Origin of the sequence: Sphingobium sp. B11D3A (assembly GCF_025961695.1) — a bacterium.
Classification (GTDB): domain Bacteria; phylum Pseudomonadota; class Alphaproteobacteria; order Sphingomonadales; family Sphingomonadaceae; genus Sphingobium.
Window position 1 is genome coordinate 2896124 of record NZ_JAOQOE010000001.1, and the last position, 12536, is coordinate 2908659.

Genomic DNA, 12536 nt, shown 5'->3' on the forward strand with positions numbered 1-12536 from the left:
TCAGATCACCCAGTTGCCGGCATTGGGGTCGGCGGGTTTGAGGCTCAAGTCGAGGCGCACGGTCGGGCCGAGCGCGCGGATACGCTCCTTGATGTGGGCGGGGCGGATATTGCCCTCGCCATCCTGCTCGCCGTCGATCACATAGGCTTCGTTCACGCGACGCGCGGCGGCTTCGGCCTGGGCGATTTCCGCGCCCTTCTCGCCGACGTCCACGGCGTCGTTCACATGGATGGACCAGCCTTGGCCAGTCCACCAGATGACGTCGCCGGTGGCGAGATCATTGCCGGTCAGGATATTCATGTCGTCAGTGGCTCCCCGCACCTGTGCTGTGCTGAATGTGAAATGATCCAAGCGGCAGGCAATCGAGCGCATCGGCATGCCGCACGACCTCGCCCACCACGATCAGCGCCGGACTCGCGACCGCCTCGCGCGCCACAAGATCGCCGAGATCGGCGAGCAGGCTGCGCAGCACGCGCTGATCGCGGCGCGTCGCTTTCTCAATGACCGCGACCGGCGTCGAGGGCGAGAGCCCGTCGCGCATCAGCTTCTCGGCAATGTCCTGGCTGGTCGCGAGGCCCATGTAGATGACGAGCGTGCGACCCGGCCCGGCAAGGCCGACCCAATTCTGCTCAGAGAGGCCCTTGCACTGCCCCGCGACGAAGCTGACGATGCTGGCATCCTCGCGATGCGTGAGTGGCAGGCCGGCACTGGCGCCGCCGCCGACCGCCGCGCTGATGCCGGGCACGACCTCGCAGCGCACACCAGCCTCGCGGCAGGCCTCCAGCTCTTCGCCTCCCCGCCCGAAAATGAAGGGATCGCCGCCCTTGAGGCGCACGACGTCACGGCCCGAAAGCGCCTCGCCGACGAGCAGCGAATTGATCGCCTCCTGCTTCATCGAATGGCGCGAGCGCTGCTTGGCGACCGAGATCAGCTCCGCCTCCGGCGAAGCCAAAGCGAGGATGGCGGCATCGACCAGACCGTCATGCACGATCAGGCTCGCCCGGCCGATCAAACGGGCAGCACGCACCGTCAGCAGATCAGGATCGCCCGGACCTGCGCCAACGAGATAGACCGTGCCGGCCGTAAAGGACTCAGAGTGCGCCATGGGTGGTAGATGCGTTCGAGCACCCAAGCCCGCAACCGACGCTTGCTTTAGCAGGCCGAAGCGAAACTATTGTGGGGGCTTTGGGTGGTGGCAGAGGTGGTGCCAATAGCGGGTCAGGAGAGCGCTTCGGTGGCGATCTGACTGCTGCGCGGCAGCAAAGCGTCTGAGCGAACAGGACGACATTGCTGCCAAGTCTTCAACCTTCTACCCTTGAGGGAGAAGGATACGCAGCCTTGTCGCCAATAGGCGGCTAGGCGGAGTTGGATGAGGGGTGGAGGATCGTTGATCCGCGCGATCCAGCGGATCGCTGACCCCCTCTCCCAGCTTCGACTACGCAGCACGCTGCCAAGTCTGCGCATCCCTCTCCCTCAGGGGGAGAGGGTAGAATACGCCCGCCCTCGATAACCTATCTAGCTTCGGTGGGCGGTTGGGTGGCGGACATGCGGACCTAGGCACCAACCACCAAGCTTGCGCCACCGCTTCCCGCCATTGCCAATTCGCCGCCACGCCCTAGATCGGCATCATGCCGCTTCATATGACCAAGATCGCCTTTCAGTCGGAGAGCGCCGCCACCTTGCGGGAGTGGCTGGAAAGCCATGCACAGGCCGGAGAGGGTGGCGAGGCGCGGTTGACGACACGCTATCTGCCCAAGCGGCATGAGGAGATGGCCGGCGGGTCGCTCTATTGGGTACTGGCGCATCAGATCGTCGGGCGCAGTCCGCTGCTCGGGTTCGAGGCGCGGCCGGACGGGCGGCAGTGGATTCGCCTCGCGCCGCGGCTTATCCCGGTGGTGCCGCGACCCAAGCGCGCCCATCAGGGCTGGCGCTATCTGGCCCACGAGGATGCGCCGCCGGACATGGGGGAGGGCGAGGGCGGCGACATGCTGCCCGATCAGCTGGCGGCCGATCTTGGCCGGCTCGGGCTGATCTAGGCGCCCCGCTGCCCGCCCTCAGGGGAGCAGCAGGCTCGCATCGCCATAGCTGTAGAAGCGATAACCCTGCGCAATGGCATGGGCATAGGCTGCCTGCATCCGCTCACGCCCCATCAGCGCGCTGACCAACATGAACAAGGTCGAGCGGGGCAGGTGGAAATTGGTCATCAACCCGTCAATGGCGCGGAAGCGATAGCCCGGCGTGATGAAAATGCGCGTCTCGTCCGCGAACGGCCGGATGATGCCATCTTCCCCGGTTGCGCTTTCGAGGAGGCGCAGGCTGGTCGTGCCCACCGCGATCAGGCGCCCGCCATTGGCACGGACTGCATTCAGCCGATCCGCCGTGGCCTGGTCGATCCGCCCCCATTCGGCATGCATCCGGTGTGCGTCGGTATCGTCGGCCTTGACCGGCAGGAAGGTGCCGGCGCCGACATGCAAAGTAAGCGTCGCCTGGCCGATACCGGCCTCAGCGAGCGCTGCGACGAGGCCGGGCGTGAAGTGCAGGGCTGCGGTAGGCGCCGCGACGGCACCGGGTTCCTGCGCGAACATCGTCTGATAGTCCTCGCGGTCCTGCTGGTCGGTGGGCCGCTTGCTGGCGATATAGGGGGGCAGGGGCATCTGGCCGGCGCGTTCGAGCAGCAGCTCCACCGGTTCGTCGCCGAGGAAGCTGAGCGTCATGCCGCCATCCGCATCGCGATCGCCGGCTTGTGCCTGCACGCCTTGCGCAAAGGCGATGATGTCGCCGGGCCGCACCCGCTTGGCGTTGCGCACGAAGACCTGCCAGTCACGCGGGCCGAGGCGCTTGTGCAACGTCACCCCGACCTTTGCCTCGCCGCGTTGCCCCTCCAACTGGGCGGGGATGACGCGCGTATCGTTGAAGACAAGGCAGTCGCCGGCACGGAGCACGGTCGGCAGATCGCGCACGCCCATATCGCGCAGGCCCCCGTCCTGGCCTTGGAGCACCAGCATCCGCGCGGCATCGCGTGGCGTGGCCGGACGCAGGGCAATCCGCTCGGGCGGCAGGTCGAAATCGAAAAGGTCAACGCGCATGGCTGGCGCCCTTAGCGTCTGCGGCGGGCATTGAACAGGTGCCGGTCAGCGCGGTGCGGCTGGCCGGTAATCCCTCGCGCGTGTCGGCGCGCTCAGCCTGCCGTGCTGCTGCCGGCGGGCGCGGCGGCCTGCTGATCGCTCTGGATATAGGCGCGCACGATGGTTGTCGGCTGGGCCGGCGGCTCGCCCTTGGCGATCTGGTCGACACCGGCCATGCCATCGATCACCCGGCCCACAACCGTATATTTGTGGTCCAGCTGCATGCGCGGCATCAGCATGATGAAGAACTGGCTGTTGGCGCTGTCATCGCTTTGCGCGCGCGCCATGGAGACGGTGCCCCGCATGTGCGGCAGCCAGCTGAACTCCTGCTTGAGATCCGGCAGCGGCGAGCCGCCGGTGCCATCGCCCTTCGGGTCGCCGCCCTGCGCCATGAAGCCATCGATCACGCGGTGGAACTTGAGGCCGTTGTAGAAGCCTTCCCGCGTTAGCGTCTTGATCCGCTCGACATGGCCGGGGGCCACGTCCGGGCGGAGCAGGATGCGTACGGTGGCGCCGTCCGAGAGCGTCAGCACCCAGGTGTTTTCGGGCGTGACCGGCGTCATCGCGACAAGCGGCTTGTCCGTGGACTTCTCCGCGTCCTCGCGCAGGGCGTCGGCATCCTTCTGCGCGCGGGCCGCCATTTCGGCCTTCGCCAGGGCATCCTGCGCACCGCCGCCCGGCTGGGCCTGCGCGGAATTGGCGCTGGCCAGCATGAGGCCGCAGGCGGCGGCAAGCGCAATGCCGGAGCCAAACAGTCGGGTAACACGCATGTCGTCCATCCTCATTTCACGGCCGAACCGGGCCCGGCCGCCAACTAGCGTCGCATGGCTGAACCAATGATGACCCGTCAAGTCTCGTCTGCCCTGCCGGCGTCGACGCTCATGCCGAGCCGCGCCATCACATCGGTGCGAACGCCGGGCGAAACGAACTTGCCGATGTCGCCGCCCAGCCCTGCAATTTCCTTCACGAGGCGCGAGGCGATCGGCTGCAGCGCAACGTCGGCCATCAGGAACACCGTCTCGATGCTGGCATCGAGATACTGGTTCATCCCCGCCATCTGATACTCATATTCAAAGTCCGCCACCGCGCGCAGGCCGCGCAGGATCAGCGAGGCCCCGACCGAGCGGGCATAATCGATCAGCAGCGAATCGAAGGGCCGCACGTCGATCTCCGCATCGATTCCCGCGCATTCCCGCCGGATCATCGCCAGCCGCTCGTCCAGCGTGAACAAAGGCGACTTGCTGGGATTGGTCGTCACGCCGATCACCAGCCTGTCGACCAGCTTCGATCCGCGCCGGATGATGTCCATATGGCCGAGCGTGATAGGGTCGAAGGTTCCCGGATAAAGGCCGATGCGGTGAACCATGTGCGCGTCCTTAATAGCTGCGGCTGATCGCGAAATCGGCAATGTCGCGCAGCAGATCGGCTTCCTCGCCAAAATCGCGCAGATGGTCCTTGGCCTGCGCCACCAGTAGGGAGGCCTGCTGCCGGGCCTTCTCCACGCCCATCAGCGAGGCAAAGGTTGCCTTGCCGGCGGCGGCGTCCTTGCCCACGGCCTTGCCGGTGACGGCGGCATCCCCTTCGATGTCGAGCAGATCGTCGGCGATCTGGAAGGCGAGGCCGACATCATGCGCATAGCCGCGCAGGCTCGTGCGTCGCTCCTCGGGGATCCGCGCGAAAATGGCGCCGGCTTCCAGGCAGAAGATAATGAGCGCGCCGGTCTTGAGCAATTGCAGTCGCGTGATCGCCGGCAGATCGAACTGCGTCGTTTCAGCGACGAGGTCCATCATCTGCCCGCCGGCCATGCCTGCCGGACCGCTGGCCAAGGCCAGGCTGGCGATCAGTTCGCAGCGCACGGTCGCATCGGCATGGGTGCGCTCGTCCGCCAGCACGGCGAAGGCGAGATCGTGCAGGCAGTCGCCGGCGAGGATCGCCGTCGCCTCATCGAAGGCGCGATGAGCCGTCGGCTTGCCGCGCCGCATATCGTCATTGTCCATCGCGGGCAGATCGTCGTGGATCAGCGAATAGACGTGGATGCACTCGACGGCGAGGCCGGCGCGCACCGCGCTTTCCCAGCCGATGTTGAAGAGGTCGCAGCTTGCCTTCACCAGCAGCGGGCGCAGGCGCTTGCCGCCGCCGATGGCGCTATAGCGCATCGCTTCATAAAGCCGGGCGCGCTGGTCCTCCGGCACCGGCAGCAGCCGGTCGAACTGCACGTCGATCGCTTGCGCAATCTCCGTCAGGGCGGTTTCGAGCCGGGTTCCGGCGTCCTCGCGCATCAGCGGATCATTCACTGGGATAAGGGGCCGTCCGGGCGGCGGACCCATCGGCGCTCGCCGTGATCTGCTCGATCCGGGCCTGCGCGGCATCGAGCCGCTTCTGGCATTGCAGCCGCAGATCCTCGCCCTCGCGATAGAGGGTGATGGACTGGTCCAGCGGCACGTCGCCGCGCTCCAGTTGCTGGACAATCGCCTCCAGGCGCTTGAGCGCGTCCTCGAAGCTGAGGGTGCCGCTATCGGTCTCGTCTGCCATGCCCATGCATTGACCCGGCTCCCCCACAGGGTCAAGCGTGCTCTCAGCGCTACCCCGAAAAATGGCGTATTGTCACGCAAATCAAGTTGACCTCGCCGGAGCGAATCGCAATAGCCGCGATGCTATGAAAACCCTCACATACCCCTCAATCGCGCTTTGCGCGGCCGCGCTCGCCTTGTCTGCGTGCAAGTCCGAGCCTGAAACCTTCAACACTGGCACGAATGACCCAATGGCTGCGGAACTGGCTAATGCCGGTAACGTCGCTCTGCCTCCCATGCTCCGTGCCAGCACCACCTATCGCTGCAAGGACAATAGCCTGATCTTCGTCGACTTCATGACAGACGATGTGACGGCGAACCTGCGCACCGAACGTGGCGGCCCGATCACCGGTCTCAAGGCACCGGAAGCCGGCCAGCCCTTCGTTTCCGCCGATGGCGCGACGAAGCTGGAAGGCGCCGGCGAGACGGTCACGTATAACGGTCAGGCCTGCAAGGCGGGCTGACCGGCTGATCTTGGTTCAACCGCACGGTCCGCCCTGGCGGGCCGATGCTCAAAGAATGGCCGACCCGAGAGGGTCGGCCTTTTTCGTTACGAGGGCCGATCGGGCGGTTGTGCCCGCCCGCTGGCGGCGATAAAGGCCGCTCATGTCGACCAGCACCACCCCAAGCGCCTCAGGCATCACCCCCGAAATCGTCGCCGAACACGGTTTCACGCCCGAGGAATATGAGCGCGTTGTCAACGCCATCGGCCGCGAGCCGAATATCACGGAGCTCGGCATCTTCTCGGTGATGTGGAGCGAGCACTGCTCGTACAAGTCCAGCCGCATCCACCTGAAGAAGTTGCCGACCGAGGCGCCCTGGGTGATCTGCGGCCCTGGCGAGAATGCCGGTGTCATCGACATTGGCGATGGGCAGGCGGCCATCTTCAAGATGGAGAGCCATAACCACCCGAGCTACATCGAGCCCTATCAGGGCGCGGCGACGGGTGTCGGCGGCATCCTGCGCGATGTGTTCACAATGGGCGCGCGCCCCATCGCGAACATGAACGCGCTGCGCTTCGGGCGTCCGGATCATCCGCGCATGAAGCACCTTATCTCCGGCGTGGTGCGGGGCATTGGCGGTTACGGCAATTGCGTGGGCGTGCCGACGGTCGGTGGCGAGACCAATTTCCATGCCGCTTATGATGGCAACATCCTCGTCAATGCGATGACGGTGGGCGTTGCGGAGACAGACAAGATCTTCTATTCCGCTGCCTCCGGCGTCGGCAATCCGATCGTCTATGTCGGCTCCAAGACCGGGCGCGACGGCATCCACGGCGCGACCATGGCCTCGGCCGATTTCGGCGAGGATTCCGAAGAGAAGCGCCCCACCGTTCAGGTTGGCGATCCGTTCACCGAAAAGCTGCTGATTGAGGCGTGCCTCGAACTCATGGCCTCTGACGCCATCGTCGCGATTCAGGACATGGGCGCGGCAGGCTTGACCAGCTCGTCGGTGGAAATGGCGTCCAAGGGTGGCGTCGGCATCCGGCTGGACATGGACAAGGTGCCGCAGCGCGAAACCGGCATGACCGCCTATGAGATGATGCTCTCGGAGAGCCAGGAGCGGATGCTCATGGTGCTCAAGCCCGGCAAGGAGGCATTTGCCGAGGCGATCTTCCACAAATGGGAGCTGGATTTCGCGGTCATCGGCGAAGTGACCGATACGGGCCGGATGGTGCTGGTCCACCATGGCGAGACGGTGTGCGACATCCCGCTCGGCCCGCTGGCCGACGACGCCCCGCTCTATGATCGCCCGCATGTGCCGACCCCGCCGCTCGCGCCGCTCGCCAGCGCGCCGGATAGCAAGGACCCGGCAGCCGATCTGCTCGCGCTGATGGGCTCGCCTGATCTCGCGTCGCGCCGCTGGATCTGGGAGCAATATGACCACATGGTCGGCGCCGACACCGCGCAGGCGCCCGGTGGTGACGCTGCCGTCGTGCGCGTGCATGGCACCAAGAAGGCGCTGGCGATGAGCACCGACTGCACGCCGCGTTATTGCTACGCCGATCCGGTGCAGGGCGGTCGCCAGGCGGTGGTCGAGACGTGGCGGAACATCACGGCAGTGGGCGGCCAGCCGCTCGCCATCACCAACTGCCTCAACTTCGCCAATCCGCAGCGGCCGGAGATCATGGGCCAGATCGTTGGCTGTCTCGAGGGCATGAGCGAGGCCTGCCGGGCGCTCGATTATCCCATCGTGTCGGGCAACGTCTCGCTCTACAATGAGTCGAAGGCGACGGGCGGCGGCAGCGCGATCCTGCCCACGCCGGCGATCGGCGGGGTCGGCCTGCTCCCGGATGTCGAGCGGATGTGCACCATCGCGTTCAAGGACGTGGGCGACATCATCTTCCTCGTCGGTGAGCGCACCGGATCGCTCGGCCAGTCACTCTGGCTGCGGCAGGTCCATGGGCTGGAAGGCCGTGATGCGGGGCCGCCGCCGCCGGTCGATCTCGCCACCGAGCGCCGGACCGGCGATTTCGTGCGCGAGGCCATTCGCTGCGGCGCCATCACGGCCTGTCACGACGTGTCGGATGGCGGCGTCGCCGTCGCGGTGACGGAGATGGCGCTTGCCGGCGGCATCGGCGCGATCCTCGATCAGCCGCTGGCCGGCACGACGGCGGAAACCTATTTCGCCGAGGATCAGGGCCTGTATGTCGTGACTGTGCGCGATGCGGCGCTGGTCGAGATGCTCAGCCATGCCGAGGCGCGCGGCGTCACGGTCGCGCGGCTGGGTCGCACCATTGCCAATCGCATCATCTTCGAGCTGCCGGAGAGCGATCACTCGGTCGCGCTGGCCGATCTGCGCACCGCGCATGAAGGCTTCTTCCCGGCCCTGATGGACGCCTGACCGGCGCCCGTCGGTGCCGGCTCAGGGCACCATGCGGCCGGGTCAGGGCACCATGCGGAAAGTGTATTCGTAGCCGCTCTGCGGGGCACCGGTGATGCCTACAATCTTGACGGTGTAGGTCGTGTTGGCCTGCAGGCCTGTCACGCGCCACTCGATGTTGTTCGGCACCCCATATCCGTCATTGTCATACTTCACGTTGGTGACAGGCAGGCTCGTGCCACCGCTGCTGACCGTGATGATGGCGCCGCTAAAGCCGACGTTTCCGTTGGCGCCATAGGCCCCGGTCTTGTTGGCGAGCACGGTGAATGAGAGAATGTCGCTCGCGCCGAAGTAACGCTGCGGATAATTGCCCTGTGGATAGGCGATGAAATCGGGCAGGCTGCTCGGGGCTGGTGCCGCGACGCTGGTGCTGAAACCAAATACCTTCATCGTCGCGCCATCTGCGCGTTCGCCCGAAGGCAGCTGATAAACCGACCGCCCGTAGGCGATCTGACCGAGGAACGGGTTCAGGATCCAGCGACGGTGGCCGATCGAGAGGCTATTGCGCTCCGTCATCCACCCCGCCAGCAGATCGTCTTCGGTCCGCCATGGCAATGACCCCCATCCGCCGATGAGATTGCCCGAGGCAGCGGCGTCGCGACCTGCGGTCGTATAGCATGTCCATGTGGGTGGAGGATTGTGGTCGAGCGTCCTGTTCGCGGCCATCATGAGCGAGGAATCGTCGACGCCCTGATTGGCGGACGCAGCGTAAACGACGGCGGGAAGCCCATGCAGCGCGCGCACCGCATTCACTTTGGCCAGCATGTCCATCCGCACGCTCGTCTTGAGCACGCCGGTGTTGCACGAGGCGACATTCGGCTGGGTGTCGTAGAGCGCGGCCGCCGCCGCCGTCCAACTTGTCGGCGTTGGGGTGGGGGTCGGCGTCGGCGTAGGACTTGGCGTGGGTGTGGGCGCCGGGGTTGGCGCTGGCGTGGGGGTTGGTGTCGGCGCGACCGTGATTGGCGTCGATCCGCCACCGCCACTGCCACTGTCACTGCCACCGCAGCCGGCCAGCGAAAGGGCCAGCAGGCTTGAGGCGAGCCCCATCCATATCCGCTGTCCGCGCGGCACGTCCGACCTGTTGAGGATATCTGCAGCCCGCATCTTGTCCGTCCGTTCCCAGCTTTGCCACGGCTTTTGGCACCGTGTCGTTCTGGCGCAGGCTAGGCGCGGAACTATGGCAAAACTCTAAACGGGGCTGCGGTTCGTCGGGCGGCAGAAACGCTGCATCGCTTTCAGTCGCGGCGGAGAATATATTCCTCGTCGCGGTGGTCACCGACATGGAACAGATAATCGCCGACCTTGTGGAAGCCGGCGGCCGCGTAGACTGCCTGCGCCCGGTCATTGCCGGACCAGACGCCCAGCCAGCTTGGCCCCGGATAGCGCTCTGCAAGCCAATCCAGCGCGCTTTTCAGCAAGGCGCCTCCCAACCCGTACCCTTGATGGCCGCGACGGACGTAGAGTTGATAGAGTTCGCCGGAGTGCGCGGTGACCTCGGGGTGCGGCAGCTTGCTCGGCCCGGCATGGGCGTAGGCGACCAGCTCTCCGGCAACCGTAGAGCACACCCAGCTGGCGTGGGTCGGGTCTGCCAGTTCGCGGGCGACGGCCTGCGCGCCATAGGCCTCGATTTCGAACCGGGCGAGGTCATCGGGCGGATAGGGGACCGCGAAGTCCTCCAGAAAGGTCTCGCGAAAGCAGGTAAGCTTCAGCCTCGCCAGGGCTTCGGCATCCTCGGCTACTGCCCTGCGCAGGGTCGGTCGATCAGTCATGCCACAGCCTGCCATAGATGATGTGGTAGTTTGAAGCCCCGCCATCCGCATCGAACCGCGCCATCACGCGGCGGAGCAGAGCGGGCGCGAGGCGGCGATAGGCGGGCTGCGGCACCCGCGCGCCGATGGCGTGGAAATGCCGGGCCAGCGCCAGCCCGCCGAGCGCGGGCAGCGGGACCAGCTCCTCGGCAAGATCGCACTGGCCCAAAGCCTGCGCCATCGCGGCCACCTCATCGCGGCTGGGATAGTCGCGCAGACCGCAGACCAGCCCTTCGCGCGCATGGGCTGCGCGCCAGTCACTGAAGCTCTCGGCGCCCATCGTGGCGAAGCACAGGCTCCCGCCCGGCGCCAAAAGGCCGTGCAGGCGGGCGAGGGCGGCCGGCAAATCCTCGAACCACTGGAAGGCGAGGCTGGAGAGAATGAGGTCGAAGCGCTGGGTGCCCAGATCCGGGCGTTCTCCATCCATCACCAGCAGCCGCGCAGGGCTGCCGGCCTCACGCATCGCCGCAATCATGCCGGGCGCGATGTCGGTGGCGGTGATCGCCGCATTCGGCCAGCGCTCCACAATCAGCCGCGTCAGCAGGCCGGTGCCGCAGCCGATCTCCAGCACGGTTGCCGGATCGCGCGCACCGGTATCGGTGCCGCCCGTCGCAAAGTCGAGCAGGCGCGTGGCGACATGGCGGTGCACGCCGGCATCGCCCTCATAGCGGGGCGCCGCCGCGCCGAATGCGGCGCCGATGCGTGTCTTACAGTCGCTGACCATCGCCGCGCGAATGCACCAGCTTGGGGTGGACGTCACGCCAAAAGGCGATAGAGCAACGACCAATCGAACAAGGCGCCGGCCCGCTCATGCGCCCGGCCCGCAACCAGGACAGCATAGCGCATGGCCGATGAGGGCTTTCGGATCGAGGGACTGGATTTTCTGAGGGGGTGCGCCGTGATGGGCATCCTGCTCGGCAATATCGTGACCTTCGGGCTGCCCTCTGCAGCGGGGTTCAACCCGTTCACGGTGGGGACGCAAGGGCCAGCGGATCTGGCGACCTGGTTCGCGACCTTCCTGCTGGTCGATGGCAAGATGCGTGCGATTTTCGCGATGCTGCTGGGTGCGTCCATCCTGCTGGTGATCGAATCGGCAGAGATGAGCGGGCGGGACGGGCTGCAGGCGCATCGCCGGCGGATGCTGTGGCTGCTGCCCGTTGGTCTTGCGCATTATCTGCTGCTCTGGTCGGGCGATATCCTCGTCCAGCTGGCGCTGTGCGGCCTCATCGCCACCCTGTTCATCCGGTTCGAGACGCTCGGCCTCATCAAGCTCGCGCTGGCCCTGCTGCTGCTCCAGTGGGCGATCAATCTGGTGGCGGTGTGGCCCGCCTTCTCGCTCCGCGCAGCGGCGCGGGCTCCGGGAGCCGCACCGACCATCGTCGAGCATTGGCAGGCCTATGCGGACTCAGCCGGCATGGGCGCGAGCCGGGCGGTTGCCAATGAGATCGCGCTCTATACTGGTGGCTATGCTGGCATTTTTGCCGAGCGGATCGGCGCCGCGCCGCGGGCGGCGCTGAATCAGATTCTCTATTCCTGGCCCGAATGTCTGGCCTTCATCGCGCTCGGCATGGCGATGCTCAAGGGCGGTTTTATGGCGGGCCAGTGGCCGGTCCCCCAATATCGCGCGACATGGCACCGGGCGATGCTGGTCGGGCTGGTGCCGATGGCGGGCCTTGGCATCTGGGTGCTGCTGTCGGGCGATCCGCTCGCGGCGCAGGCGGCCCTGTTCGGCTGGTCGGTGCCGCTGCGTCTGCCCCTGGCCGTCGCTCTGGCCGCGCTGGCGATGGGACTGGCGGCGCAGCATCCGCAAGCGCCGCTGGTTCGAGCCATTGCGACGATTGGCCGGCTGGCCCTCTCCAATTATCTGCTCACCAGCTTGCTGATGACCGCCCTGTTCTACGGTTATGGCGTAGGGCTGTTTGGGGCGCTGACGCGGACGCAGCTTTTTCTGGTGGTCCTGGCGATGTGGGCTGTGATGCTCGCCTGGTCGGTCCTTTGGCGGCGATCGATGGGGCAGGGGCCTGTCGAACGGCTCTGGCGGCTGGCGGCGCGTCGCGGACAGCGTTGAGATAACAAAGGCTCAAAACGCTCTGGCGTCGGCTGAACGCTTGCGGCATAGTTGTGCAATGCAGCATAAACTTGGGTCCCGT

At 66.2% G+C, this 12536-nt stretch carries 14 protein-coding genes; 4 read left to right on the forward strand and 10 right to left on the reverse strand.

Annotated features, from left to right (window positions below):
* A complete protein-coding gene (locus tag M2332_RS13540) occupies positions 1-300 on the reverse strand; it encodes a DUF2849 domain-containing protein (RefSeq protein WP_181558725.1) in 300 nt (99 codons plus the stop codon).
* Positions 301-304: 4 nt separating this feature from the next.
* Positions 305-1105: a uroporphyrinogen-III C-methyltransferase gene (cobA, locus tag M2332_RS13545; protein ID WP_264574463.1), complete on the reverse strand. Its 801-nt coding sequence runs from the start codon at positions 1103-1105 to the stop codon at positions 305-307.
* 523 nt (positions 1106-1628) lie between these two features.
* Here cobA and M2332_RS13550 point away from each other — a divergent pair.
* The gene (locus M2332_RS13550) at positions 1629-2036 is read left to right on the forward strand and encodes a DUF1489 family protein (protein ID WP_264574464.1); all 408 of its coding nucleotides are present in this window, start codon (positions 1629-1631) and stop codon (positions 2034-2036) included.
* A gap of 18 nt (positions 2037-2054) precedes the next feature.
* Here M2332_RS13550 and queA read toward each other — a convergent pair whose 3' ends face one another.
* The 5 genes from queA to M2332_RS13575 all read right to left on the reverse strand — a co-directional run bounded on the left by queA (position 2055) and on the right by M2332_RS13575 (position 5657).
* The gene (gene queA, locus M2332_RS13555) at positions 2055-3086 is read right to left on the reverse strand and encodes a tRNA preQ1(34) S-adenosylmethionine ribosyltransferase-isomerase QueA (protein WP_264574465.1); all 1032 of its coding nucleotides are present in this window, start codon (positions 3084-3086) and stop codon (positions 2055-2057) included.
* A gap of 92 nt (positions 3087-3178) precedes the next feature.
* Entirely contained in the window at positions 3179-3895 is a 717-nt protein-coding gene (locus M2332_RS13560) for a peptidylprolyl isomerase (protein WP_264574466.1), read from the reverse strand.
* A gap of 77 nt (positions 3896-3972) precedes the next feature.
* Positions 3973-4491: a pantetheine-phosphate adenylyltransferase gene (gene coaD / locus M2332_RS13565; protein WP_264574467.1), complete on the reverse strand. Its 519-nt coding sequence runs from the start codon at positions 4489-4491 to the stop codon at positions 3973-3975.
* A gap of 10 nt (positions 4492-4501) precedes the next feature.
* A complete protein-coding gene (locus M2332_RS13570) occupies positions 4502-5404 on the reverse strand; it encodes a polyprenyl synthetase family protein (RefSeq protein WP_264574468.1) in 903 nt (300 codons plus the stop codon).
* Between the two features lie 7 nt (positions 5405-5411).
* Entirely contained in the window at positions 5412-5657 is a 246-nt protein-coding gene (locus M2332_RS13575; protein WP_181558732.1) for an exodeoxyribonuclease VII small subunit, read from the reverse strand.
* A 124-nt stretch (positions 5658-5781) separates the two neighbouring features.
* On the opposite strand from M2332_RS13575, the gene M2332_RS13580 reads away from it, so the two are divergent.
* Positions 5782-6159 carry a hypothetical protein gene (locus M2332_RS13580; protein ID WP_181558733.1) on the forward strand — a complete coding sequence of 126 codons (378 nt, stop codon included), beginning with the start codon at positions 5782-5784 and terminating at the stop codon, positions 6157-6159.
* Positions 6160-6301: 142 nt separating this feature from the next.
* A complete protein-coding gene (gene purL / locus M2332_RS13585; RefSeq protein ID WP_264572051.1) occupies positions 6302-8539 on the forward strand; it encodes a phosphoribosylformylglycinamidine synthase subunit PurL in 2238 nt (745 codons plus the stop codon).
* A gap of 42 nt (positions 8540-8581) precedes the next feature.
* Here the strand turns inward: purL and M2332_RS13590 are convergent, their stop codons facing one another.
* From M2332_RS13590 to M2332_RS13600, 3 genes are all read right to left on the reverse strand, one after another.
* Complete coding sequence (locus tag M2332_RS13590) at positions 8582-9625, reverse strand: CAP domain-containing protein (protein ID WP_264574469.1); 1044 nt, start codon at positions 9623-9625, stop codon at positions 8582-8584.
* A 188-nt stretch (positions 9626-9813) separates the two neighbouring features.
* Entirely contained in the window at positions 9814-10347 is a 534-nt protein-coding gene (locus M2332_RS13595; RefSeq protein ID WP_264574470.1) for a GNAT family N-acetyltransferase, read from the reverse strand.
* Positions 10340-11146, reverse strand: a complete 807-nt coding sequence (locus tag M2332_RS13600; protein ID WP_264574471.1) for a methyltransferase domain-containing protein — start codon at positions 11144-11146, stop codon at positions 10340-10342. Before M2332_RS13600 ends, M2332_RS13595 begins: the two co-directional genes overlap by 8 nt.
* Before the next feature lie 84 nt (positions 11147-11230).
* Between M2332_RS13600 and M2332_RS13605 the strand changes: the two genes are divergently transcribed.
* A complete protein-coding gene (locus M2332_RS13605; RefSeq protein ID WP_264574472.1) occupies positions 11231-12454 on the forward strand; it encodes a DUF418 domain-containing protein in 1224 nt (407 codons plus the stop codon).
* Positions 12455-12536 lie beyond the last annotated feature (82 nt).